Raw genomic sequence first — 23,123 nt, 5'->3', positions numbered from 1 at the left:
TTAGCCGGAAACCGTCTCGTTTACCCTGCTCAGCACGCATTTTAATCCATTGATTTTACTGCTACGGTTGTCTGCTGACTAAATGCTCCTTTATGCATGACACAGGTGAAAACAATGCCGGACGCCAGCAAAGATACCGATATCCACACCGTCGCTCAGAAACTCAATGCTATCGCCCAGACCGGGCTGACGTACGCCAGAGATGTGTTTGACAAGGAACGCTACGAAATCCTGCGTCACATCGCCGAAGATCTGCTCCGCTCCCGTTTTAACATCGATTCAGAAACCTTAAACCCAGTCTTTGAGACCGGGTACGCCACGCCGAAAACCGACGTTCGCGCCTTTATTATTCGCGACGGCAAGCTGCTGATGGTCAAAGAAGCGGAAGATGGCAAGTGGAGCTTACCCGGCGGCTGGGCCGATGTGGGTGATACCCCGTCTGCAGCCGTCTGCCGCGAGGTAGCCGAAGAAACCGGGCTGGAAGTAAAGGTGACCAGACTGTTGGGCGTATGGGACCGCAATCTGCACGGCCATCCACCGCTGCCCTGGCACGTCTACAAGCTCATCTTCCTGTGTGAAGAAACCGGCGGCAGCCTTGCCATCAGCCACGAATCTACCGATATCGGCTTCTTCGACATTAACGACCTGCCGGAGCTGTCGTTGACGCGTATCGTGCCGGAAGAGCTGATTGTCAGCATGGAGATTGCCACCAGCGATCGCCAGCCCTGGTATGACTGACGGATTTCCGTGCGGGTTCAGGCCCGCTATCGTTGTGAAAATCGGGCCTACAACAGCGGCGTCAGGTTATCAATTTGCGCCGCGCAGCGCGGTGCAAAAGGCGCAGTTACACCCTGCGATGGGGATAATTTTGGTGATGTCGTAGTTGGCTTCCGAAGGAATGGCATGCCCATTGGCGGCGTTATTGCTCGTGTTCGCTGTCTGCTCGGAATGAACAGAGGAACTGGAAACGAATGCGGCTGCATGGAATGATGTCGCTAACAACGTTGCGCCGACGATACTTAATACTTTCATTTAATCACCCACCATTGATAACCAGAAAAGTAATCTAGCGTGAGCGGATTTTGAACACCAGATGTTGCAGCTGAAAAAGTGTGCACATTTATGTCTAAGGGCAGACAGATAAAAAACAAAACATCAGCCCAGATAAAGTAATTAAATATCAAAAGGATAGATATGTACTTTAGAGCGATATTTTTACTGGCAGGCGTTCTTGGCTTAACCGGCTGCGTGGTGGCGGATATGGATTCGTCTAACTATCACTACGTCCCCTGGATACAACTCTTTCAGAAGGTGGATTCGACGGGGCAGACAAACATCCGTGAGCGGAAGGAAGCGCTCTACAGTTGCGGTGTCGATAGAAAAGAAAATCTTGATGATAAAAACTGGGGGTTAAATGCGGCACAGGGAAATGAAACGCTGAAAGAAATTGTTCGCCGCAATGACAAGATTTATGCCTGCATGGAAAGCAAAGGTTATCAGGTTTATGGCTTTAGCGAGTGTGGGCCAATAAAAAAGCCCAGCGGTTTGTGCCCTAATTAACGTTACCTTATGGGTAATCCTGCTGTAGCAACTGTCACGCGCTCCAGCAGAAAAACCGAACGTATTGGACCTTTTCCTCATTGATTAATGCACTGTGATGCAAGAGATCGAGCTATGCGCACTCATCAACTGAACAAGTCCCGCAAACTGTATCGCAGCGTCAACACGACTACACGGCATCGCTCTAATAATCCAGGTGCCGAGTATCGCCGGGAACGCAATCGTAAAAAAGTGGAAGATGAGCGACTGGCAACGCGTGAGACAATGCATGGCAGGCAAAAGCGAGGCCGGGACTACACGCCATTGTTTTACTTTCTTATCAAACATATTGGCAAACCGTGGGATGAAATATTCAGCGAAGTATGTGGACGTCTTGATACCACTGAACCTGTATTCTGGTTGGTCGCGCTACATGAGAATGAGCAAAGGGATTTAGTCTGCATTGACGAGAGCAGCTATTACCCTGGCCTGTTTGTTGATGGGAATGGAATTCTCCAACAGGTAAACCCTTCGATTACGGGGCATGACGTTAAGGTGACTTGCCGCTGCTGCACACACACCTATATGGGTGAGCCTGTACCCTGGATTGATTGAGTGACAACACCGCCTATTCTGCCACGGGTGCCACTGGCCTGCCGGACGTCAATCCTACCTTTAGCTGGGTGCGCCTTGCGCAGCCGGTACCGGTACGCATACCTATCGACAGGCTGCCTGAGGGCGTTGAGTGAGTCGTAGGCTTATCCGCAAGTATTTCCGTCACGCCTTAACGCGCCGAATTCCGGGCAACAATGTTATTATCGCCACCAGGCTAACAAACGCAGAGATAACCATGAATAACGAAATCGACCTGAAATACTATGACATCGCGGACGAGTACTCGACGGAGTCGGCAAAGCCCGTGTCCGATGATGAGCGTGATGCCGTAGCGCGCTATTTCCAGCTGCTGGTTACTCGCTTGATGAACAACGAGGAAATCAGCGAGGAAGCGCAGGGAGAGATGGCCGTTGAAGCCGGCATTGCCGAACAGCGCATCGACGAAATCGCCGAGTTCCTGAACCAGTGGGGCAACGAGTAGGCCGCTATCGCGAAGCGTTTCCCCTTCAGAACGGGCTGTCGCAGCGGGCGGCAACCGGCTCGCCGCTGACGGGGTGAATAAAATGCAGCTCGCTGGCGTGTAGCATCAGCCGCGGCGCCCGTTCGGTGCCCGGCCATGTAAGGCCGCCATACAGGTCGCAGCCCAAAATAGGGTGCCCCAGATATTGAGCGTGTATGCGTAACTGATGGGTGCGCCCGGTCTCCGGGATTAACTGTACCCGCGTTACCGGCGGCAACGTGCCGTCCCCCAGCTCACGCTCAAATCGCTCGATGACCCGGTAGCGAGAGCGCGCGGGCTTGCCGCTGACGGAGCAAATCGACATCAGCGGAAACAGCGCCGGATCTTTGGCAATCGCCGCGTCTATGACCCCTTCATCATTCTCCAGATGCCCGCAAAGCAGCGCGGTATACACCTTTGCAACCGAACGCTTGCTGAACTGCTGGCAGAGCGCGGCATTTATCGCCTTATTAAGGGCAATGACCATCAGCCCGGAGGTGCCGAAATCCAGGCGATGCACCAGCGTGCAGCCGGGGAATATCTGCACCAGCCGGTGATGCACCGAATCGAAATTCTGCGGATTTTTCCCCGAAAGACTCAGCAGCCCGGTGGGTTTATTGATTAACGCCAGATGCTCATCCTGATAAAGAATGTCTATCTCGTGGTGGCAAGGCGGGGCAATAAAAGTATCAATAATCGTAGACATCAGGCTGCCCGGCTGGAGAGTGGAGGCGGATGATAGCGAATTTCCAGACGACAGGCGAATCTGCCGGGTATTAAGCAAGGGGCCATAAGGCCCCGACACATTAAAACAACATCAGACCGAAGGCGTGACGATAACCTCGTAGGTTCCGCTGTAGAGGCCCAGCGGATAGGTTTCGCTGCGGGCGGCAGAGGTAAAACGTACCTTTACGCCACTGTCCTGCGGAGCGTCAGATAAAGTAGGGTAAACCGGCAGATTATTGAAGGGGAAAGACGTCGACACTTCTCCCCCACCAGGTTTTACCCATGCGGTATTGAGGCGCATCTCATCGCCATTTTCAGAAACCAGGCTGCGGTTTGCCGGCGACGTCAGCGACAGAGATACGGCGCTGGCGTTACCGATAAACTGGAACTCTGGCGTCGTGCCGGTCATATAGCCGCTTTTATCCCCCAGGCTTAATGAAATCATGCCGTTGGTTACATCGTTGCCGTTCACGTAGATGCGCACGCTGGTACTGACATCCGCCTGAATATCGATAGCGGTTTTTACGCTTACTACGCCGGATGCACTCAGTGAGGTCAGCATCAACAGTGCGGGGAAAAATACCTTTTTCATTCTGTTCTCCTTAAATGCTAGCTATCAGGTGCGATCACGGCGGTGACGGTATCCTGCAAGCTAACCCCCGCCGCCATTCCCCGCGTCTGCTTACCTGAAAGTTTGAACTGGATATTCACCACATCCCCATTCCCCATTCCCGCCGGTACAGTTCCGCGCAAGACGCCATCCGGCAGGATCTCTCGCCCCGCCACCAGAATCTGGTAAGGCACCATGCGATCCTGGCCGGCGGCCCGCATACGGTACTTATTGTTGTGCTGCTGGGAAGACTCAAAGCTGAGGGAATACCCGATCGCCTCGCTGCCCGCCTGGGCCGTTTTCTTCACCCGCAGCTGAACATCGGCGGCGGCATCATTAATGTCCCCTACGGCGCCGAGGTACAGCGAAGGACGCGAAAAGGAAGCCGTCAGTATCTCCAGTTGCTGCTGGACGGCGCTAAGGTCGAGATAAAGCGGATACTGCTGGCTTCCCCCGCCTTCTGCCACCGCGCTAACGCTGCCGGCCGGCAGCATCGTTTGGGCCTGCGTAACCCCTCGCGCCAGCGTTCCGCGATTCAGAGGGGTAGCGGTCACCTTCAGGGGTAATTCACGCCCGTTGCTCTGCCCCCTAAAGGTCACCGGCATACCGCAAAGCACCCTGCTGTTATCCAGCATGTTGGTGAAGGAAACGCGCAGGTTATCCAGCACGATATCGCCGTTCTCACACTGGCTAATGCCGGACGGGGATAGGCTCAACGTCAGCGTGCCGCTCGCAGGCTGCAGAAAACCCAGCACATCGTCACCGCCGCTGCCGGTCGCCCCCTGAGCCATAAAACGGATACTCTTGTCAGGCTGAGGCTGAATCATCAGCGTGCCGTCCGCCTGTGCGAGCAGCGGCAACGAAGCGATCAATAAGGTGGTTATTCGCATGGGTTATTCCTTGCGCTGGCACTGTTCGTAAACCTGCGGCTTGCCGTTCATTTCAAAAGCCAGCCGCTTGTTTACCGTCAGAGTACGGCTATTTTCGGGGTAGACGTTAAAGCGTGGAAGGGTTGGGCGGCCGTCCACCACCAGATTACTGAGTTCACTGCGAACGTTACCGGTCGCTTTCAGCACCCATTGGTTGTGGCTGCAGCTAAGCGCAATACCCTGAGTCTGGGTCCCCGAAGGGAGATAGCGAAGCAGCACATCGTAGCCAACGGCAAAACGCACTTTCCCTTTTTCCAGCGCCTGCTCCGGGTAACTTGGCCGTACGCGCAGGCGATAAACCTGCTCGCGCTCAACCGGCTGCAGCGGCATGATGCGGACCTTTCTCTCTTCCCCATACGGAATAATTAATTTGGTGGGCGAAAACACCAACGTGGGGTTTTCCGCGCCAAGTTCTTTGACTCTTTCTTCTTTTTCATCACCCGGATTAGGGACGTGGTACAGCTCCAGCGTAACGAATTCATAAATCTGCTTACGCGATGTATTTTCGTCAGCCGCGTCATCCGTGCGATACATCGACTTAACGGTAATATAATTATCTCTTGGCGTATTTTCGCGAATTTCTTTGATCACCGGAAAAACTTCAATAGCGAATGTCGGGCAGGCAGAAAATAATCCCGTAATACAGAGCGACAGCGCTCCCCATTTACTGAGTTTCACAATTAACCTCACGTATTTGCATAATTCCCTGGGTAAGTTTGACGTTTTCTTCCAGTAGCGGACAAACGAACGCTTTTCCCTCTTTCTTTACCGTCAGCTCCGCTAAACGCTCGTCGGCCTTAAGCGAAAAATCACCAACAAATAATCCTTCTTCATCCGACATGGCATTGCCGCCTACCACTCTGGCATTGGCCAGCGGCCCTCCTTCAAAGTAGAGACGACCGGTCACGGTCTGATTTTTCGTCGCCGCCAGCTTGACCTTATAAACTTGCCCTGGTAACGCCCAGCCGGCGGTTGATTCGGTGGTCAGGTTATAAAAAGCGTCCGTTTTGCCGGTGAATACCTGCTCCACTTTAGGGTCCACTTTTTGATATGGCGTCACCGTCAGGGTGGTTTTTTGGCCGCCTTTCACCACCACCGGCTCCATACTTCGGTTGCGGGTTTCAAAATACTGATCTTCAGGTAAATCCGTCGCATCGACGATGATCGCAGCCGTATTGTCGAGTTTTCCCCAGGCAATATCCCCTTCACCTATCGCGAAGCCGCTACGCTGGGACAGGTATTGCTGATTATAGTGAGAACCATCCAGTGACTGGGTGATACCGGCAGCCGTGTAGCCCGCCGCGTTATCCATCACCACGCCCGCGCTGCCGTTCCTCGAATTATTCGGCCCCTGATTAATACTGGCATTGACCAGGTATTTCCCGCCGCGATCGAACTCCGGGTTATCGACGTTCAGCGAATAATCGCCACTGTAGGTATTATTATCTACACTGCCGTTATTTATTCGTGAGCGTAAATATAAAGACTGGTAATGGTTATAGCTGCGCTCTCGCATGCCGAGAGAGAACTGGGCATAGAAACGGTCTTCGCTGGTACGTTGCGTATTATAAAGACTGGCGTAGGTATTCAGCCCCCGGTGATAACCCAAGTCCATGCGCAGGTTAAGATTGTCCCGTAAGGTAAAGTCACGGTTCAGCGTCACGTCCCAGCTTTCCGTTTCATTTTTATTTTTTCTTCCGTAATTCTGAAATAGCGTATTGAGCCCGTAGTTAATACCGAAGCCAACATTCCACGGCAGAAAGGTGGTTACACTGAACTGTAACGTTGAAAAATCATAGGCCGGAGTGATGCCATACTGGCGAAAATCCGCTTCATCTCCGCGGTAGCGATTATCGCGATAGCTCGCATTTAGCCCCAACCGCTCGTAGCTTTTACTGACCCCCAGCTGATAGGCGGTGCTGCTATCGTTGCCCGCGAGGCCATCCAGATACAAACGCTCAACGAACAGACTATTAATGGGGATATCCATACTGGCATTGGTATACAAACGATCGTTGTCCATCATCACCCCACCGCTCAACGACGTTGCAGAGTCAGTGGTGTAACCGACGGAAAAATCGGCGAAATGATTTGCCCCGAGGTTTCGATCGCTGACGCACTGACGACAGGTTTTCGACGCTATATATCCCTGGCGCCTGTCGTAGCGTCCCAGTTGGATAATGTACTCAATGTCTCCGGCGCGAAATTGTCCATTACGCTTAAAAAAGGGCATCAGCTTCTCTTCCCGGCTGCCGTCCGCCAGCTTTGAGACCAACAAAACGTCGTAGCCACCGTTCGGCCAGCTGCGGGTATCGATATACTGTAGGCCTGCGGCAAATTGCTGAATGTCGATCATCCGGCCATTTCGATACACTTCAACCGTTCCGGCCTGGGGCAGGTAGAGGGAAACCGGTGAGGCGGCTCCGGTGCCAAGGTCCAGATAATTATCCGTCATATAGCCCAGCGACACACCGTCGAAGCTGACAGGGTTAAAAAAGCTGTAGGCGGCTGAAGGGGTGCTGCTATTGAAGTTGTCGCTCAAACGCTGGCGGCCAGCCTTGAAACGCGTGGCATCGCTCTCAAGGAAGAGCGCCAGTTCATCGAGATTAAAATCAATATCTTTCGCGTAGCTCCATCCGCCTTTTAGATAGCTATTGCCGGTTAAATTCAGCGTCTCATTCGATGAAACGCTCAGGCTGTCACCCCAGGAGTCAGAGAGAAAATTGAGGTTATGGCTGTGAACGAACCCGGACTGGTTGCGCTGGGTAATAAAGACGCGTTCGTTCGCCTGCTCAGCGGAATCAAACATCGACTCGGGAAATGTCAGCCGTAACGTGCTGTCGGACTCAATCACCTGCACAAGAATCTCATCGCTGGCAAAGCTCTGGTTATCATTGCGCCGCAACGGTCTGGAGATCTTTTGCAGCAGCGCCTTCCTGGACAGCCTCAATTTAGGCATATCGGGCGCCATAAGCTGTTCGACGATAAGATCGGGAGAGGCAAATAAGACATTCTGACGATCGTATTCTACCGCCACGGAGCCCAGAGAGCGGTCAGTGTAAACAACGTTAAAAATACCGTTCTGCCTGGCGTCGAAAATGTCTTCAAATCCCGCCGGCAAAGGAATACTTGACGCTAACAGCGGTGGCCCTCCGCTCAATAACACAATACCGGCCACCAATATCCTGATTTTTATTTTACTTTCCATAAGTCCAATCCCTGACATCAAATAACAGGCGTGACAATCAGCGTAAATACATTGGCATAATCACCCTTGGTATAGTTCCCGGAAGTAAGCCGTGAAGAAAATTTTACTTTTAAACCATTAGCCGACGTTCCCTCATTAATATTTGCGAGAACAGGGACTCGCAATGTCTGACTCGCACTGGTTGCCACGCCGCTAAATATAAAGTCACCATCAAGCACCATCTCGGTATTACCGCCGTAAACCTGCGGTAAAATAAACTCACTCTCAGCAAAGACGATATCCGCTTGCGCCACGTTGCCAACTACGTAGAAATTTGATGAGGTTTTCTCCAGCTTCTGTGAGAGTCCATTAACGGGCAATACAAAATCAATGCCCCTTTCGGGAACGGGAAGTCCTCTATAATAAAGTGAAACCCTTGCTACTGATTCAGCAGAAATATCCACTGACAGCTGCGAGTTTGGAATAGCAAAGCCAAGCTGGCCCCACAAAAGCAAGAGGAAACCCGCCGGGGTTAAACGGTTTTTAGTTATCATAAGAGAGACAGGGTAGCCCGCAGGCTACCCCCTTATCAGAGATTACGGTTTTGCAACCACGTTCGCGTAAACAACGCCGGTATAATTACCCTGGCCGAGTTGAGAATAATTTTTGTCAGAAACAAATTTAAAGATAACCGGCAGTTCGCCGTGGGTGCCGTTCGCCTGTAGGGTGTAGTCAAACTTATCACCGGACTTAGCGAACGCTTTTTCACCCGTGCTGGTAATGGTGCTGACTTTATAATTTAGCGTATTCAGCGTACCGCCCTGGGTGCTGTACAGGGTGAACGCATCGCCGGTTGCTGACTGACTATCATCAAGCGTCAGGCCAACTTCAAGCTTAGTCACATCGTTATTCCAGAGCTTCAATGCGATAGTCTGTGCCTCCATCCGCCCCGAAGAAGCCGGCACCAGTTCAACGTCGAGGTCAGTCACCGGCTTGCCGCTCGGATCGGTAATCATCGCGCCGTCAGGTACGTTAGCACTGACGTTAAAACGTGTGTCATAGCTTTGCGGAGTCGCGGCCAGGGCGGATGCAGACATGGCCACAGCAGCCAGCGTCGAAATTACAATTTTAGTTTTCATAACATATAAGTCCTTGAACACAGAAAAATAACATAAATACCGCAAGCGTGATATTCATGTGTCCTTGATATAACACTGAGCACACCTCATGCATTACGTTATTAATCTTATAAGAGACAGCAAAGTAATGCCTGATTCCGGATCTTATTTCCCCTCATAAATATTCACTACCGGAGCAGGGGTATTAAATTGAGATTCATTGTTAATATGATAAGCCGTATTAATCTTTAAGAATATTATGACCCACCTCTTCAAACACCGCGCGCCGCAGGTCATCTTCAAGCTCACGAATATTCTGTGGCAGGTAAAAGTTCTTTTCACCAACGCATTGTTTCCAGTCTACGGTGGGTTTGTAATTAATACCGATAAATGAGATTTTACCCACCGACTCATCGGTTGAAATAACTTCACGGATTTTATCGCACATGCCGGCGCGAATCAGACGCGGCGTTAGCGAGATATTGTCCGGGTCATCAGCCCCGTCAGACACAATCACCATTACCTTGCGCGACGCCGTGCCCGAAGCCAGATAAGGAACACCCAGCAGCACGCCGGTGCTGACCAGGGTTCCCCCCTGCGCCGTCATTCTCTGGATCTGCTGAATATCGGACATTGACGGCGTTAGCGGCACCTTCCACGAAGAACTCGCACTCAGGCAGGTACTGCTGTCTACGTTACGCAACGGGATTTTAATGTCGTTAACCTTATTCGGGATCGCGGCCACCGTGGCCGGTACATCAACGTAGCTCTCCAGCCTGCGGTAATCCGCAACCGTAAGTCGGTTATAGGGCCAGGTGCTGGTGGTCACAAAAGGAAAATCGCAATATCCCCCTTCACGGCCTCCCCAGCCAAAAGGAACAAAGCCGACTTTGTTATTAATGTCGTAAGAAAAAAGCTCAGTAGAAAGCTGTAAGACAATCCTTTTCAACTCGGCAAGCTTGGTACTGCCGTCAAAGCGGTCATTCATTGAGCCGGAAAAGTCGGTGACAAATATAACGTCCATATTCGAGCGGTATTTTCGTGCCGCACCGTTATCACCAATGGTGACCTGTTTATCAAACCCAGGAAAGAGCGCTGAGGATAGCCAGGTGTCCTGCAGCGTTTTCCCGCTGACCCGGTACTCAACATAAGTCAGGTTATTGTTATTCGATGAGGTCCCGCGATTAACCACCACTTTGGGCGTGAATACCGCAATATCATGGCGCATATAGGCGCGGAAATAGTCCTGAGACAGGGTATAGTTACGGGCTGCGCCTTCACCATTATCTTCGGCAGTCAGCGCCAGCGCAGCCTGCTCCATCGCATCGGAAAGCCGGGCCCGCTCGGTAATATAACGTGAGCCCTCAAGGCCGAATGCCGCCATCCCCAGTAACAATCCGGACAGCATGACAAAGCTAACCGCATAAACCCCGCGTTCATCGACGGAAAAACGCTTGAGGGGTTTCAACATCCTTGCGTACACAGACATAATTGCTCCTTTTGTTCCAGCTTCAGCCGCAGCTTTTCTTTTTGATCATCGAAGCAAATAAGAAAAGGCAGCACCGCAGGGCGATACTGCGAAACGCTCTTTCCGCCGCGATCCCGGGCGTAGTGGAGACCGCCGCCAAAGCCCGGCGCCGCAACGTTGATATCAAAAATATCTACCGCCAGCAGCGACCGCAGGGTTGGACTATAAAACAGCATCTCATTAATACTTTCAGCAAGCACGGCCTGGCCGGGGTCCGCCGAGTCGATAAAGATCACCGCTTTCGGCTGCGCCAGTAGCGCAAAGGGCAAGGCTAAAATCCCCCAAAAATAGCGTCCCATGCTTTACCTCGCCATAACGATGGCGAAGGAGGTCAATAGAGGATCTTGCGTCAATGACGTGGTGAGCCTCGTGTACCAACTGGTTGTTGGCAGACAAACCGTCACCTGATAGAGCGGAACCCAGCGCCCGTAGCTTCCCCTCGGGGTCAACTGCGTCAGCTTGTTTAGCGTCTGAGGTGCGCTGCAGGTACCGCCGGCGCCGCTCTGCCAGCGACGGTAAAGGCTGATATCTTTGTTGGTGCTGCCCACGCTGGTGGTATCTTCAAAATGCAATTCCTCCACCACCAGCCCCAGGTTTGAAAGACTGGCCTCTTCATGCATATCCGTTAGCATCCGCACGGCCAGCCTGGCAATTTGATCCACATCTCTTTGATTCAATTCTTCTCGCGCGTCGTAAAGCTGGATCCGTTCACGCAGGGCACCGGCAACGGAGTAGGAAACGCGATCCAGCCGCCCTATCGTGGCCTGACGTACTACCAGGTCGGTGAGAAAGAAAATAAACGCCAGCAGCAAAAGCATCATCATTGCAAATTCAACGGCTACCGAGCCACGCCGATCAGTACATAAACCGTGAACGTTCATATTCCTGAACAAAAATCACCTCACGAGTCAGTAAGTTGTTAGCCCAAAAGCCGGGAAAGGGGAAAAACATCGGATGATAGCGATAAGAGAGCCTGTAACGCGCCAACGGCTGTTTGCTGAAGCCGCTGGTGCCACCCGTGGCGGCCATACTGTCGATGGAGTCGGCATAGGCAATGGTGATATTCACCGCATCTGCACGCGTCAGAAAACCCCACAAGACACCGCCCTGTTCAGTTAAGCGTTTTTCAAAACGGCTGCGATAACCCCCCTCCAGGTTGGACGGCGCATTCTTTGCCTCTTTAGCGGCTTCAGAGACCGCCAAATCGACCACCGAAGAGACATAGGCCAGCCGTGCTGTTTCGGCGACAAAAAGCACCATAAAAATAAAAATGATCGCCGTCAGAGAAAATTCAATTGTCGCGGCACCCTGCTGTTCGTGAAGGAGGCTGTGCGAGGAGCTCCTCATCAGCTTGCCCCCTTCGCCCGCAGCGAGATACTCGCCATGGCCTCAATCAGTTCAGCCGTTTTTTTCGACAGCCCCTCGCTTTCAACAATATTTCTCGCGTAACGGCGGTCCCCCACCTTCACCAGCGACAGCACCAGATTGTGTAAAATTTGCGTCTGCTTCTTACCCCGTAAATACTGCGGCAGCAGCAATCCAACCGCCTCCTGATAGCGACCGTCAACCATCGCAATCATCGCCAGATTGTTGATGGCAACATCGTCAGCGATAAACAGCTCTCGCGCCCGCTCAATCGATGCCTTGCCTTCTACGAGCTTGCCGGACATAGCCAGCGCAACGCCGCGTAAGTTGTAGGCCTCGGCACCGTTGGGCTCCTGCTGAAGCATTTTATCGGTGACCCTGATCGCCGGGCCGTAATCACCCAGAGCAATCATATTTTGCGCCTGCAAAATATAGACCCGCATATCCTTACCCATGTTTAACGGCTGCAGGTAGTAAAGTGACGATTTATAGTCACCGGCCAAATAATAATAACGTGAGAGTTTCAGTCTGGATTCCGGCGTATCATTCTGCCTGAGCCAGCTGCGGTACATGGCAATCAGCCCATTATAGTTTTTAGCCTTGAGGAGAATATCTTCCTGATAATTCACCTCAGATTCATTTTTTAATGGGCGATTTACGCATCCAGCCAGCAACATAACGCTTAATGCCAACATGATAAATTGATTAAAACAGCGCATTGTTTAACATCCTTAAAATACCCGGCGCGGCAATTAACACAGTGATGGGGAACATGATAAAAAGAATTAATGGCACACTCATTTTTGCAGATAGCTTCCCTATTTTCTCTTCAGAATCGAGCAATTGTAATTCTCTGATATCTTTTGAGAGTTCCATGAGGTTTTCATACAGTGATGTGCCGTAATACACACTCTGTTGCAGCGTCGAGCAAAACATACGCATCTCGGTCATATCCATTGCGCGATATAAATCCAGCAGTCCTTCCTCCAGCCCGCTCACCTCAGCACGCTTAATCAGATAAGCCATCAATGTGGCGAGATTTTTATCCAGCTCGTCGGCATGTTGAGCAATAAATTTAATGGCACTTTCTGCCGTCATACCGGACTGAATACACACGGCAATAAGATCAATAAAATAGGGCAAAGCATCCAGCAGCTGCTTGATTTTGGTGGCAATCATCGGTCTCATTATCATCCCCGGTAAAACAATGACGGCGACCATACTAACCAGCGCGCACATTGCCAGGCCTTTCATACCGAAGGGAAATATCCCCATGATGTTACCTGCCAGCAGCACCCCATTGCAGCCGAGGCAGATGCGTAGCTTCATCGTAAGACCGCTGTCAACTTTATGAAGAAAACTTAACGTGCTGCTGTTATCAATAATAATGGCTTTATAATCAAGTATCCCACCGGCGTTTTGGTGATAAGGATCTTCATCGGTTTCAATAATTTTTCTTTTTTTATTCCAGTGTTGATTACTTCTGATTAGGATGAAGCACATTCCAGCGCCCAGTATAAAAACGCCCCAGAAAAGATATTCCATTACGTAGCCCTTCTTAACAGGATCCAGATAATAATCATCCCAATGGCCTCACTGGCAATGACGTAATACAGGATGAGGCGCCCGGTTGGATCGTGAATAATAAAATTGAAATTTTCCGGGCTAAAATATTTCATGCCACAAAAGAACAACAGCGGAATGGCAGCGACAATTTTAGCCGAGGCACGCGCTTCAGAAGTCATGGCCGCTTTTCGTCTGGCCATATTTTTGCTGTTAACAATAATACGAGACAGACGCCCAATAAGTACCCGAAGCTGCCCCCCGTGTTCGAGACTTACCAACATCACAATGACGAAAAAATAAAATTCGCGATAGCGGTGATCCTGCCAGGCATCCTTAAATACGCGCTCGGGCTCTTCCCCCAGGTTAAGCCGTCGATCGATGCGGTTAAAGGTCTCGCCAAGTTTCCCCTCCACGCTTTTCCCGCAGCGGCTTAACGCCTGATGGATACCGTTCCCGGCGGACACGGCCGCATTCACCACCGACAGCACCTCCGGGAAGCGGTTTTCAAAATCCCGGCGTAATAGCGAGCGGCCTATACGCAACTGAGCAAAAAAGGCCCCTGCGACGACCATCGGAATAAAAATATCCCAACCTATTTCCAGCCAGTTGCTATTGAGAAAAATCAGTACGGCAACCACGGCGGCCGCCACGATTGCCCCCTTCGCGCCCTGGAGGGTGCCGTCACCAAGCGCGTATTGGCGCCACTCATTCCACAAGGAAACAAACCAGGTAATCGGCAGATATTCACGCCGCGCCAATGGCTGCTGGCTTATTGTTAACTTAATTTTTCTCCAGCGGTATAAATTAATAATGAAAATAACCATACCGGCTATCACTATCCAGTAAGACATGTTTACTCCATATTGAATATTTTCTTTAGTTCTTCATCCAGACTAAACATGACGGCATTTCTCATCGCCGCCGAACGTACCAGCAGGCCGTGGTTGATAAACTCGCCGGTTATCTTGCCGTGCTCATCACGTTCGCTGTTGCTTTTAAAGCTAAAAATATCCTGAAGAATGACCCTGTCGCCTTCCATGCCCATAACTTCGCTGATAGCCATTATTTTCCTGGAACCGTCATTTAGCCTTGAAACCTGAATAACAAGGTTAATTGCTGAAACAATATTGCGGCGAATCGATTCAATCGGAATATTCATTCCAGCCATCATCACCATGTTTTCAAGGCGGGATATGGCATCGCGCGGATTATTGGCATGGAGGGTCGACATTGAGCCGTCGTGCCCGGTATTCATGGCCTGCAGCATCTCGAAACTTTCCTCTCCACGACACTCCCCGACAATAATGCGGTCGGGCCGCATTCTCAGAGAATTGATCAGCAGCTGACGCATGGTCACCATCCCGGTGTTTTCAACCCCTGCTAACCGCGTTTCCATGCGCAAAACATGCGGCTGCATCAGGCGTAGCTCGGCCGCATCCTCCATAGTGATAATGCGCTCGTCCGCATCGATATACTTCGACAGGGCATTTAGCAGCGTAGTTTTGCCCGATCCGGTTCCTCCGGAGATAATGATGTTGAGCCGGCAGCGCGCCGCAATGATCAGGAAATTAGCCATTGCGCCATCCATTGCCCCGGTTCGGATTAAATCCACCAGCTCAATATTATTTTTACCAAACTTTCGAATAGAGATTGAGGTTCCATCCAGGGCAATAGGCTGTATAGCAACATTCAGTCGGCTGCCGTCGGGCAGGCGCGCATCGACAAGGGGCTGCCCCGCATCAAGCCGTCGCCCCACCCGCTGCACGAGTCGTTTGGCAATATCAGTGAGCTGCGTATTGTTGATAAAGCGGCAGTCGGTATGCTCAAGCTTTCCGCGCCGTTCGACGTAAATCTGTGAAGGGCCATTCACCAGAATATCGCTCACCGTGTCGTCATCCAGCAGCGACCGAAGCGGTCCAAATCCCATTATCTCATCAACAATCATTTCCGCGACGCTGCTCTGCGCCTGCGTACTAAGATAGACGTTTTCTTGCTCGCAGACTCTTTCCAGCAGGCGGCTTATTTCATGAAGAAGTTGCCCGCGATCGTTGACCAGGTGCTCAATCTTATTAATTTCAATATTCTTCAGCACGCCTTCGCGAAGCTTTTCCTGTATCTCAATAGCCACATCCATTTTTATCGCCCTCCCATTCTGCCGGTTTTCCATCGCGCCTTAATATTTACTGTTGTTTCCGACGCGCCAAGTACGCGCTGGGTGAGTGCATCTGCCGGGCTTAATTTCTGTTTCAGCGAGAAAAACGGAGGCCGCAGCTGCGTTTTGCGCCAGGGGAAAACAATGTCAATTTTGCGATGAATCAGCGTCTGAATATCCTCCACGCTCAGCATCTCCCCTGAAACGGGCCTGCTATCGCTGAGGCATATCAGCACGCGACGTGGCGTGCGCTGGGAGCGACTAATAGAATCGTTAATTTCAATCATCTGCCGCACAACGCGAACCGACGACATTGAGCGATCCAGAACTAATATCAGGCAGGATGAATGCTCAATAATTTGCCTTAGCCGCTCTTTCTCAACAGAATTTGCCGTCTCTTCATACACCACAAAATTGTATTTTTCGGTGGTTTCATATTTTAACTGCGGTAGTGAATCGTCCTGCAAACACATGAGGTCGAGATATTTATTCGCGGGTATCAGCGCCTGGTTCATTTTCTTATCGAAGAGCAAATCTAAATCATTTGAACCCGCTTTCCCCTGAATAAACAGCGTTGGCATCTGCCGCAGTTGAATGATGTTATTCACCAGCTGATGAGCTATCGAGGTATTGCCGATACCGCCTTTGCAGCCCAGCACGCTGATATTAACCGCCCAGCGAAAGGGAGTTACGCGGCGGCCGGAGGTCACAACCTGAATCAGCTCATCATCCTGAGCCCCGATATAGAAATAGTGAAGCCCCTGACTGGCATAGCGTTGCGCCAGGGTGATGGAGTCCTGATTCCCCACTACGCAGCACCAGACATCGCGCGGTACCAAAGTTTTAATCGCCTGGATAGTCTCCTGCGCATTCAGGCTATCATCAATATCAATGATGATCCCCCGCGTCTGAGGAGCTAGCTGAAGTGACGTAACATACATTACGGACTTGTGGATCTCTTCCACCTGCGCAAAACCCGCCAGCCTTAATAATTGCCCCAGTTTTTCAGTTACGTCTTTACGCTCTGACAGAACATAGAATGCCTGATCTGTTCCGGTCGCTTTCTCATTTTTCTGAGGAAATAGCAGCATCGCAACAGCCCTTAGAAGAAATAGTCATTTAAATTAACCATTGTTGAATTTCTGGTGTTATTTAGCGCGCAGCCATGCGTTTCATTGTTATTAAAGTGATAGTTCTGTGACAAATAGTCACATTCTGGCAGCCGCATAACGATATGCCGGATGCGAATCTCAATACCGACAAGGGCATTATTTTTATAACCGCCGCTCTTCCGGGTCAGTAATACCCGTTCCGGCGCAATCCCTTTTTGAATTAATGCTGAGCGCAGTTGTCGTGCCGTCTCCGAGTAGTTATCATCGGCCCAGCCAAGGCGGATGTTGCCGTCAAATTTATTAATACTCTGACCGATAATCTTATTAACCATGATTTCCAGCGCTATCGGGCCAGTATTGGTTAACGTCATGTCCCTCTCTTCTATTCTGGGATCCCCCCAGGTTTCAGCCTGTAAACAGGGAGCAAGAAATAACGTCAATAAAAGTACGCAACCGCTGCTTTTCATTTAATAAAACCTCCTTGTTCAATAAACTCCTGGGCCATATTTCGATCCCTCGCATTCAGAATGCCATCAAGATTCAAAAAACGAGCCCAGGTAGAGGTACGCTGAAAATCGGGCACTACGATTGCGTTCTGGCCAACAGGCTTAACGAGATTAACCGTTGCCACAACCATTAACTCACTGCGCGTGCGGGAGGTAGAGGCATTGCGGAACAGCGCGCCCAGAATCGGGACATCACCAATAAACGGGATGCGGGCAAGCGCCTCGGTCTCGTTATTGCTGAGCAGGCCGCCCAGCAGGAAACTTTCGCCATCCGCCAGCTCTACCGTCGTCCGCGCTCTGCGCATTTGCAAAGCAGGAAAGCTGTCACCCGCCTTACTGCTGTAAGCGGTATCGATATTGCTGACCTCTTCGCTGAGGGTGATGCGAATACGTTTGCGGCTGCTGACTTTGGCACCCACATTGAGCTTGATGCCAAATTCCTTGTACTGCACGTTGGTGCCATTGTTAGCAGACGTCGTGACGACAGGCACCTCTCCTCCTACCAGAAACTCCGCCGTTTCTCCCGACAGCACAGACAGATTAGGCTCAGCCAGCACGCGCGCAACCGAGTCGTTGCTTATGGCATGAACCAGGCCGGTGAGCGTCTCAGCATCAAATTTCACAAAGCGGAACGTGCCCGGAGTAGATCCTGATGTTCCCCAATCAATGCCAACGTTGTCAGTAAAACTTTTTGTCACCTCAACAACCGACAACTTCACGTTGATCTGGTTAGTCATGGGGAGCTGTAGCTTATTGAGCACGCCTTGATAGGCCACATAGTCAAGCCAGCCGCTTGCCCCTTCACCGTTTCCTGCGCCACCGGTACTGGCAACATCCTTTTTCGTCACTGCCTTCTGCGCGCCAACGCCCTCGCCGACAATCTGATAAACCTTGTCGCGGTCCTCTTCCGTGGCAACGGTGCCGCTAATAACGTAGCTTCGTCCCAGCTTCTCGATTGTCACCTGACTGTCCGGTGCAATTTGCGAAATCTTTTTTTGGATGTCGCTGAGTAGCGCATCGACCACTAACGTACTTTTGCTTATCACCTCTCCTTCTTTATCAAAAAGCGCAAAATCGGTACGCCCCTGAGACTTCGCGTAAATCATCACGCTGCGATCGCCGATAATTTCATAATCAGCCACATCGGGTGAGGAAATAAATACTGTATCAATGTTGTCCTGTACCTGGATAACCTGGGAATCACCCGGTACCATATAGATATCGCGCGCGTGTGCGTAAGAGATAGTCAAAAATAGAAAAATGACGCTCACTTTCACAACACTAGCACGCCAGCAATGAGACATTTTTATAAGATGTATCACTTCCCACCTCTTAATTCTTTAATTGCCCGGAACTGAGGTAATACCTCATCCATTCCCTTTTTCTTATTATTCTCCTGGCCGCCTTCAGCCGGGAAAAGAATCAGCTCACCCGCATTTTCAACCACCCTGAGATCGGCAAGCTGTTGTTGGTTCATTCTCAGAATAATTTTCCCCACCACGGCATCTGGATCGGATAAGTGGTTCTTTTCCTCTTTCATTTTCTCCTGTTGAACATCCAAAATGCTCAGCCCGCTCAATACAGGAGAAAGTGCGTATTTCTTCATGTTTTTACCGGGACTATTGCTTCCCTCTGGTACGTAGGTCACATCACTTTTCTTCCCTTTTTCTACTTCAATAACCCTGATAAAAAGTGAAACTTTCTCTCCTACTTTGAGTGAAGATAAAAGATATCCCTCCCGAGACTTCACTATATAACCATAAGACAACTCATTACCTCGTAGGCTATTCATTATGAAATTTTTACTTCCCGGCGCTTCAATTAATTCGGGGATAATAGCACTTCCTTCCGGGATATTGTTACGAACCAAATAACCATTGAGATTCAATGAGGATAAAGAAGATAAGTCGCGAATATCTTTCTTCGCACTATCAACCTCAACCGTTCTTATTCTGTAATCACCACTCTCTATAAGCTCATAAGGTCGTAATGCTCTGCTGGCCTCAGCAATTGTAATAACCTTTACACCGGAGAGTTGCTCCACCTGTAGCTGATTTCCTGAGGGATTCTGATAACGCTGAACAAAAATACCGACGATACCGACGGCAATAGCAGTAATTGCGAGAAAAAAAAGCACGCGGTGATTCATATCTACCTCAGTTAAATACAACAGCATTGAATAAAATAAAAGCTAATGAAATAGGGACGCCATAGGGTATGCCTCGTTCGCGAACTGATTGTCGAAAGAAAATAATTCCAACCAGGCCAACAACGCCACCAAGGAAAATAATAATAAAGAAGAAGTCGGCGACCTGATGCCATGAAAACGACAGCGATAATACCGCCATGAGTTTAATGTCTCCCCCCCCCATAATATTATAAATAAAGAGTGGAAAGAGAACGATAATCACAGTCAGTGCTGCAACGATATTGGGGACACGCTGCTGTATTGCTATAAAGGGAACAATTAAACATAGTAAAACAATCAGGCTACTGTTCGAGATAACTCTAAGAAGAATATCTTGCCAGGATATAAATAATAACAGGCAAGTAATTATTGCAAAGTCAATATATGCCAAACCCTGTAGGATATTGTCCACAAGCAACCTCCATTTTGCGCAGACAAAATAGCTGCAAGATGACTTGCAGCTATTTGTATTACGTGCTTTTTAGCTACCTGAGCCTGATATAGTCACGCTGCTAATCGCTTCAGCAATTTTATCGAAGGTTTCTTTTAATGCGCCCAGGAAACCTGAGTCTTGATCGCCGAGAATAAAGGCTAAAAGCGTCGCCATAGCCACACCAATCAGCGCATACTCAATTGCCGTCACCCCTTTTTGATCTTTGCAAAACTGCTCAAAACGCAGCATGCAATTAACATGACTTTTAATCATAAAGTTTTTCATTGAGAGTCCTTTTCTTTAAGTTGTTAATATAATTTTGTTCACACCAGTAAACGAGAACTATGCTAACAATCCAATTCTTGAAAATCCTCAATGTGGTCATATTATCCTTCAGATTATCTTACCTTAGATAAGGAAAATAAAAACCGCCACCGCCAGCGTAGAAAGCCAACAAACGGCGATTATAGCAATAATAGTTACCAACAGATGAAAGTGCCGGGAATTAAACCAAGCGAATTCCGAGAATTTATTATTAATATTAGAAACTACCGACGTTGACAGCTCTCTTATAACAGGCTCTGCTTCAGGCTTATTCTCCTGCATCCTGGAGGACTCGTTATGATTAAGGGGTGTGGGAGAAAGTTCCGCCATATCCGGTATCATTTCTACTTTCCCCATATACTTAACACCGCGACGAGGCAGTGTTTTTATCATCGCGCTTGAAATACCAACCTGATCCAGCGTTTTTCTTAGTAAGTATATTTGCCCGTAGTAGCTGCTGTCGCTTACCGCTCCCCGCTGCTCATGCCAAACCTGATTAATGATATTTTGTTTATCTGTCTCCCCCTTCAGTAGCAACGTTAAAAAACGATAGCTATTTTCTGTAAGATTGATGACAACGCCAGAGCGAGCAGTGATATACCTCCTGGATGGGAAAAATCTCACTCCATTCTCCAGTATATAAATCAATGAATCACTCTGGTCTGCGGTACAATGTACATCCATTTTCTGCAACCTCCCTCTTCGCAGCTGAGAATAAGATTTAACTTAGAATCAATTATATGCTTTTATTTTTTTGCCGGAAAACTATCACCAAACGTCTGAACAATCAAGAAGCTCATTATTCATCAGAGATCTCATTTGAAATGTATTAAGAGTTATAGAGAATTTTTTACTTCTCTCTGATTAATAAGGCTAATGATTACAAAATATTTATATCGCCATGTCGGGTATGTAACGACTTATAATAATCACCAGCCCCTCTCACCTGATAACAAATCAGCGGCGTGCGTGGGTAAAAAAAAATGCCACCCGAGGGTGGCATCAATAGTCATCAAGAGGGTAGACAGCGCATACACGGGGCGCGGTACCCTGGCATGGCTGAATGTTTTGTTTTAAGCAGGTTAACCGATACCATGCTCAGCGAACAGCTTATATAGCTCCTTTATTTACATTTACTCTTTGAACATCATAGGTTCAGGGTAAAACCATGCAAGCCATAACTCGTTATGGTGGGTAAGCCACTCAACCATTATCAACATTCGCCATCATAAAATAAGAAAATTCATCACAGCTAATGAGAAGAATTACAGTTAAAAATAAAAGCATTATTGATAACAAGCAAGAATTAGCCAATCAATGCCTAATCCCCCTGCCATACTCTCATGGTGAACTTAACTTTCCTGTAAGAGAGGAAGCATCAATAACTTTATCATTAAATATGTTTCTACTATTGAAAACACATTGAGAATTTAACCACACGCGGATAATTCTGCAGGATACGGTAGCTGGAAACCATAAAGGGGTCATAGAGACCCCTTTATGACTGGTCAGGTAAGCTTGTTACTTAGCTTCCCCGACAATCGTCTTCACGTCAGCTTCGCTTGCGGCCGGCGCGCCGTTGCCCCAGGAGCCGCGTACATAGTTCACCACATCGGCCATCTCTTTGTCCGACAGCACGCCTTTGTAGCCGGGCATCATAAACGGAATAGTGCCCTGGGTTTGCGGCGTATGCGCGCCGTCGGCTATCACGCGGATCAGCGACGACGGATCTTTCGCCATCACAGCAGAATTCCCCACCAGCGATGGTACGTTATAGTCGGTGCCCTTCCCGTCCGGGCTGTGGCAGGTTGAGCAATAGCGCATGTAGAGAGTTTTTCCATCGGACGGCTGTGAGAACACGGCAGCATTCACCGGCGTGGCCGCTGTTTTTTGCGACGTGAAGTTGGCGATATACAGCGCGATAGCCTCCAGGTCTGCATCCGTCAGGTACTGGGTGCTTTGAGTCACCACTTCGCCCATCGGGCCAGCAATGGCGTGATGCTGGCTGCGGCCTTTGCTCAGCAGATCTTTCACTTCCTGCGTCGACATATTCATGCCGCGCAGAGAAGGCGCATACCAGCCGTCGATCATCGCCCCGCTCAGGAATTCCGGGCTTGAGTCATCGTAGCCTTTCTCCTGCATTGCCATGCCGCGCGGCGTATGGCAAGCGCCGCAGTGGCCCGGCCCCTGCACCAGATAGGCGCCACGTTTGATTTTCTCGGCGCTATCCCCACGGGCTTCAACCACGACTCCACCGGATTTTACATCATCCACGAACAGGCCGTTCCACACGCGCAGCGGCCAGCGGGCCGACAGCAGCAGCGGAATGTCGTTCTCTTTATTGGCGGTCGCCGCCGGAGTGACGTCCTTCATAAAGTAGTCGTACAGCGCCTTCACGTCCTTATCGGTCATTTTGGCGTAGGAAGGATAAGGCATCGCCGGGTAGAGCGCGTGGCCATCCTTGGCAATACCCTGGCGAACAGCCTTCTCGAAATCTTCGTAGCTGTAATCCCCGATGCCGTGGGTTTTGTCCGGCGTGATGTTGGTGGAGTAAATATCACCCACCGGCGTGGCAAATTTCTTGCCTCCGGCCATCGCCTGGCCGCCGTCTACGGTATGGCAGGCAATGCAGTCAGAGGCGCGCGCCACGTACTCGCCCTGCGAAACGGCAGCATAGCCGCTGGCGGAAAAGAGAAGGGAGATAGCCGCTAAAATACGTTTCATGT

At 50.0% G+C, this 23,123-nt stretch carries 28 protein-coding genes and 1 pseudogene; 5 read left to right on the top strand and 24 right to left on the bottom strand.

The window, feature by feature from the left end; translation table 11 throughout:
- The first annotated feature begins 114 nt into the window (after positions 1–114).
- Positions 115–738: an NUDIX hydrolase gene (locus VGM55_RS11645; RefSeq protein WP_154188814.1), complete on the top strand. Its 624-nt coding sequence runs from the start codon at positions 115–117 to the stop codon at positions 736–738.
- Positions 739–807: 69 nt separating this feature from the next.
- On the opposite strand, the gene VGM55_RS11640 is transcribed toward VGM55_RS11645, so the two are convergent.
- On the bottom strand, positions 808–1,032 hold the full coding sequence (locus VGM55_RS11640; RefSeq protein ID WP_154188744.1) for a hypothetical protein: 225 nt from the start codon (positions 1,030–1,032) through the stop codon (positions 808–810).
- A 162-nt stretch (positions 1,033–1,194) separates the two neighbouring features.
- Between VGM55_RS11640 and VGM55_RS11635 the strand changes: the two genes are divergently transcribed.
- The 4 genes and pseudogenes from VGM55_RS11635 to VGM55_RS11620 all read left to right on the top strand — a co-directional run bounded on the left by VGM55_RS11635 (position 1,195) and on the right by VGM55_RS11620 (position 2,635).
- Positions 1,195–1,560 carry a hypothetical protein gene (locus tag VGM55_RS11635; RefSeq protein ID WP_154188743.1) on the top strand — a complete coding sequence of 122 codons (366 nt, stop codon included), beginning with the start codon at positions 1,195–1,197 and terminating at the stop codon, positions 1,558–1,560.
- Positions 1,561–1,674: 114 nt separating this feature from the next.
- Positions 1,675–2,154, top strand: a complete 480-nt coding sequence (locus VGM55_RS11630; RefSeq protein ID WP_154188742.1) for a hypothetical protein — start codon at positions 1,675–1,677, stop codon at positions 2,152–2,154.
- Positions 2,155–2,177: 23 nt separating this feature from the next.
- Positions 2,178–2,288 (top strand): annotated as a pseudogene (locus VGM55_RS11625) (efflux transporter periplasmic adaptor subunit); the annotation flags it as partial.
- A 101-nt stretch (positions 2,289–2,389) separates the two neighbouring features.
- Positions 2,390–2,635 carry a DUF2543 family protein gene (locus VGM55_RS11620; protein ID WP_154188813.1) on the top strand — a complete coding sequence of 82 codons (246 nt, stop codon included), beginning with the start codon at positions 2,390–2,392 and terminating at the stop codon, positions 2,633–2,635.
- A gap of 25 nt (positions 2,636–2,660) precedes the next feature.
- On the opposite strand, the gene VGM55_RS11615 is transcribed toward VGM55_RS11620, so the two are convergent.
- The 23 genes from VGM55_RS11615 to VGM55_RS11505 all read right to left on the bottom strand — a co-directional run bounded on the left by VGM55_RS11615 (position 2,661) and on the right by VGM55_RS11505 (position 23,121).
- Positions 2,661–3,359, bottom strand: coding sequence for an RluA family pseudouridine synthase (locus VGM55_RS11615; RefSeq protein WP_154188741.1), 699 nt, complete (start codon positions 3,357–3,359; stop codon positions 2,661–2,663).
- Between the two features lie 111 nt (positions 3,360–3,470).
- Positions 3,471–3,971: a hypothetical protein gene (locus tag VGM55_RS11610; RefSeq protein ID WP_154188740.1), complete on the bottom strand. Its 501-nt coding sequence runs from the start codon at positions 3,969–3,971 to the stop codon at positions 3,471–3,473.
- Positions 3,972–3,988: 17 nt separating this feature from the next.
- Positions 3,989–4,879: a hypothetical protein gene (locus VGM55_RS11605; protein ID WP_331635519.1), complete on the bottom strand. Its 891-nt coding sequence runs from the start codon at positions 4,877–4,879 to the stop codon at positions 3,989–3,991.
- 3 nt (positions 4,880–4,882) lie between these two features.
- Complete coding sequence (locus VGM55_RS11600) at positions 4,883–5,596, bottom strand: hypothetical protein (RefSeq protein ID WP_331635518.1); 714 nt, start codon at positions 5,594–5,596, stop codon at positions 4,883–4,885.
- Positions 5,583–8,126 (bottom strand): TcfC E-set like domain-containing protein, encoded by a 2,544-nt coding sequence (locus tag VGM55_RS11595; protein ID WP_331635517.1) that lies wholly within the window; start codon positions 8,124–8,126, stop codon positions 5,583–5,585. Before VGM55_RS11595 ends, VGM55_RS11600 begins: the two co-directional genes overlap by 14 nt.
- Positions 8,127–8,143: 17 nt before the next feature.
- Positions 8,144–8,659 (bottom strand): hypothetical protein, encoded by a 516-nt coding sequence (locus tag VGM55_RS11590; protein ID WP_154188737.1) that lies wholly within the window; start codon positions 8,657–8,659, stop codon positions 8,144–8,146.
- 42 nt (positions 8,660–8,701) lie between these two features.
- Positions 8,702–9,244 carry a hypothetical protein gene (locus tag VGM55_RS11585; protein ID WP_154188736.1) on the bottom strand — a complete coding sequence of 181 codons (543 nt, stop codon included), beginning with the start codon at positions 9,242–9,244 and terminating at the stop codon, positions 8,702–8,704.
- A 220-nt stretch (positions 9,245–9,464) separates the two neighbouring features.
- Positions 9,465–10,712, bottom strand: a complete 1,248-nt coding sequence (locus VGM55_RS11580; protein ID WP_154188735.1) for a TadE/TadG family type IV pilus assembly protein — start codon at positions 10,710–10,712, stop codon at positions 9,465–9,467.
- Entirely contained in the window at positions 10,688–11,050 is a 363-nt protein-coding gene (locus VGM55_RS11575; RefSeq protein WP_154188734.1) for a hypothetical protein, read from the bottom strand. Before VGM55_RS11575 ends, VGM55_RS11580 begins: the two co-directional genes overlap by 25 nt.
- 3 nt (positions 11,051–11,053) lie before the next feature.
- Positions 11,054–11,575 (bottom strand): tight adherence pilus pseudopilin TadF, encoded by a 522-nt coding sequence (gene tadF, locus VGM55_RS11570; RefSeq protein WP_331635516.1) that lies wholly within the window; start codon positions 11,573–11,575, stop codon positions 11,054–11,056.
- Between the two features lie 31 nt (positions 11,576–11,606).
- A complete protein-coding gene (locus VGM55_RS11565) occupies positions 11,607–12,098 on the bottom strand; it encodes a TadE/TadG family type IV pilus assembly protein (protein WP_154188733.1) in 492 nt (163 codons plus the stop codon).
- Positions 12,098–12,745: a tight adherance operon protein gene (locus VGM55_RS11560; protein ID WP_331635515.1), complete on the bottom strand. Its 648-nt coding sequence runs from the start codon at positions 12,743–12,745 to the stop codon at positions 12,098–12,100. The genes VGM55_RS11565 and VGM55_RS11560 overlap by 1 nt, the downstream gene beginning before the upstream one ends.
- Positions 12,746–12,821: 76 nt before the next feature.
- Positions 12,822–13,661 carry a type II secretion system F family protein gene (locus VGM55_RS11555; protein WP_331635514.1) on the bottom strand — a complete coding sequence of 280 codons (840 nt, stop codon included), beginning with the start codon at positions 13,659–13,661 and terminating at the stop codon, positions 12,822–12,824.
- Positions 13,661–14,533: a type II secretion system F family protein gene (locus VGM55_RS11550; protein ID WP_154188731.1), complete on the bottom strand. Its 873-nt coding sequence runs from the start codon at positions 14,531–14,533 to the stop codon at positions 13,661–13,663. The genes VGM55_RS11555 and VGM55_RS11550 overlap by 1 nt, the downstream gene beginning before the upstream one ends.
- 2 nt (positions 14,534–14,535) lie before the next feature.
- Positions 14,536–15,816 (bottom strand): CpaF family protein, encoded by a 1,281-nt coding sequence (locus VGM55_RS11545; protein ID WP_331635513.1) that lies wholly within the window; start codon positions 15,814–15,816, stop codon positions 14,536–14,538.
- Positions 15,817–15,818: 2 nt separating this feature from the next.
- Positions 15,819–16,925, bottom strand: a complete 1,107-nt coding sequence (locus tag VGM55_RS11540) for a tight adherance operon protein (protein WP_331635512.1) — start codon at positions 16,923–16,925, stop codon at positions 15,819–15,821.
- Between the two features lie 11 nt (positions 16,926–16,936).
- Positions 16,937–17,413: a hypothetical protein gene (locus VGM55_RS11535; RefSeq protein ID WP_331635511.1), complete on the bottom strand. Its 477-nt coding sequence runs from the start codon at positions 17,411–17,413 to the stop codon at positions 16,937–16,939.
- Complete coding sequence (locus VGM55_RS11530; protein WP_331635510.1) at positions 17,410–18,723, bottom strand: type II and III secretion system protein family protein; 1,314 nt, start codon at positions 18,721–18,723, stop codon at positions 17,410–17,412. The genes VGM55_RS11535 and VGM55_RS11530 overlap by 4 nt, the downstream gene beginning before the upstream one ends.
- 47 nt (positions 18,724–18,770) lie before the next feature.
- Positions 18,771–19,601 (bottom strand): pilus assembly protein CpaB, encoded by an 831-nt coding sequence (locus VGM55_RS11525; protein WP_331635509.1) that lies wholly within the window; start codon positions 19,599–19,601, stop codon positions 18,771–18,773.
- A 7-nt stretch (positions 19,602–19,608) separates the two neighbouring features.
- Positions 19,609–20,052 (bottom strand): A24 family peptidase, encoded by a 444-nt coding sequence (locus tag VGM55_RS11520; protein ID WP_331635508.1) that lies wholly within the window; start codon positions 20,050–20,052, stop codon positions 19,609–19,611.
- Between the two features lie 69 nt (positions 20,053–20,121).
- Positions 20,122–20,358 carry a Flp family type IVb pilin gene (locus VGM55_RS11515; protein ID WP_154188726.1) on the bottom strand — a complete coding sequence of 79 codons (237 nt, stop codon included), beginning with the start codon at positions 20,356–20,358 and terminating at the stop codon, positions 20,122–20,124.
- A 123-nt stretch (positions 20,359–20,481) separates the two neighbouring features.
- Positions 20,482–21,081, bottom strand: coding sequence for a transcriptional regulator (locus VGM55_RS11510; RefSeq protein WP_331635507.1), 600 nt, complete (start codon positions 21,079–21,081; stop codon positions 20,482–20,484).
- 837 nt (positions 21,082–21,918) lie between these two features.
- The gene (locus VGM55_RS11505; RefSeq protein ID WP_331635506.1) at positions 21,919–23,121 is read right to left on the bottom strand and encodes a cytochrome c; all 1,203 of its coding nucleotides are present in this window, start codon (positions 23,119–23,121) and stop codon (positions 21,919–21,921) included.
- Positions 23,122–23,123 lie beyond the last annotated feature (2 nt).

Origin of the sequence: Cedecea sp., from assembly GCF_036500665.1 — a bacterium.
In the GTDB taxonomy this organism is placed as follows: Bacteria; Pseudomonadota; Gammaproteobacteria; order Enterobacterales; family Enterobacteriaceae; genus Cedecea.
The sequence above is the reverse complement of the archived record's forward strand: the minus strand, read 5'-3'. Positions and strand labels throughout refer to the sequence as shown.

Bases quoted from the DNA above. Each gene is read 5' to 3' on its own strand.
- VGM55_RS11645 (WP_154188814.1), top strand. From the start codon at position 115: ATGCCGGACGCCAGCAAAGATACCGATATCCACACCGTCGCTCAGAAA.
- VGM55_RS11640 (WP_154188744.1), bottom strand. From the start codon at position 1,032: ATGAAAGTATTAAGTATCGTCGGCGCAACGTTGTTAGCGACATCATTC.
- VGM55_RS11635 (WP_154188743.1), top strand. From the start codon at position 1,195: ATGTACTTTAGAGCGATATTTTTACTGGCAGGCGTTCTTGGCTTAACC.
- VGM55_RS11630 (WP_154188742.1), top strand. From the start codon at position 1,675: ATGCGCACTCATCAACTGAACAAGTCCCGCAAACTGTATCGCAGCGTC.
- VGM55_RS11620 (WP_154188813.1), top strand. From the start codon at position 2,390: ATGAATAACGAAATCGACCTGAAATACTATGACATCGCGGACGAGTAC.
- VGM55_RS11615 (WP_154188741.1), bottom strand. From the start codon at position 3,359: ATGTCTACGATTATTGATACTTTTATTGCCCCGCCTTGCCACCACGAG.
- VGM55_RS11610 (WP_154188740.1), bottom strand. From the start codon at position 3,971: ATGAAAAAGGTATTTTTCCCCGCACTGTTGATGCTGACCTCACTGAGT.
- VGM55_RS11605 (WP_331635519.1), bottom strand. From the start codon at position 4,879: ATGCGAATAACCACCTTATTGATCGCTTCGTTGCCGCTGCTCGCACAG.
- VGM55_RS11595 (WP_331635517.1), bottom strand. From the start codon at position 8,126: ATGGAAAGTAAAATAAAAATCAGGATATTGGTGGCCGGTATTGTGTTA.
- VGM55_RS11590 (WP_154188737.1), bottom strand. From the start codon at position 8,659: ATGATAACTAAAAACCGTTTAACCCCGGCGGGTTTCCTCTTGCTTTTG.
- VGM55_RS11585 (WP_154188736.1), bottom strand. From the start codon at position 9,244: ATGAAAACTAAAATTGTAATTTCGACGCTGGCTGCTGTGGCCATGTCT.
- VGM55_RS11580 (WP_154188735.1), bottom strand. From the start codon at position 10,712: ATGTCTGTGTACGCAAGGATGTTGAAACCCCTCAAGCGTTTTTCCGTC.
- VGM55_RS11575 (WP_154188734.1), bottom strand. From the start codon at position 11,050: ATGGGACGCTATTTTTGGGGGATTTTAGCCTTGCCCTTTGCGCTACTG.
- tadF (WP_331635516.1), bottom strand. From the start codon at position 11,575: ATGATGATGCTTTTGCTGCTGGCGTTTATTTTCTTTCTCACCGACCTG.
- VGM55_RS11565 (WP_154188733.1), bottom strand. From the start codon at position 12,098: ATGAGGAGCTCCTCGCACAGCCTCCTTCACGAACAGCAGGGTGCCGCG.
- VGM55_RS11555 (WP_331635514.1), bottom strand. From the start codon at position 13,661: ATGGAATATCTTTTCTGGGGCGTTTTTATACTGGGCGCTGGAATGTGC.
- VGM55_RS11550 (WP_154188731.1), bottom strand. From the start codon at position 14,533: ATGTCTTACTGGATAGTGATAGCCGGTATGGTTATTTTCATTATTAAT.
- VGM55_RS11545 (WP_331635513.1), bottom strand. From the start codon at position 15,816: ATGGATGTGGCTATTGAGATACAGGAAAAGCTTCGCGAAGGCGTGCTG.
- VGM55_RS11540 (WP_331635512.1), bottom strand. From the start codon at position 16,925: ATGCTGCTATTTCCTCAGAAAAATGAGAAAGCGACCGGAACAGATCAG.
- VGM55_RS11535 (WP_331635511.1), bottom strand. From the start codon at position 17,413: ATGAAAAGCAGCGGTTGCGTACTTTTATTGACGTTATTTCTTGCTCCC.
- VGM55_RS11525 (WP_331635509.1), bottom strand. From the start codon at position 19,601: ATGAATCACCGCGTGCTTTTTTTTCTCGCAATTACTGCTATTGCCGTC.
- VGM55_RS11515 (WP_154188726.1), bottom strand. From the start codon at position 20,358: ATGAAAAACTTTATGATTAAAAGTCATGTTAATTGCATGCTGCGTTTT.
- VGM55_RS11510 (WP_331635507.1), bottom strand. From the start codon at position 21,081: ATGGATGTACATTGTACCGCAGACCAGAGTGATTCATTGATTTATATA.
- VGM55_RS11505 (WP_331635506.1), bottom strand. From the start codon at position 23,121: ATGAAACGTATTTTAGCGGCTATCTCCCTTCTCTTTTCCGCCAGCGGC.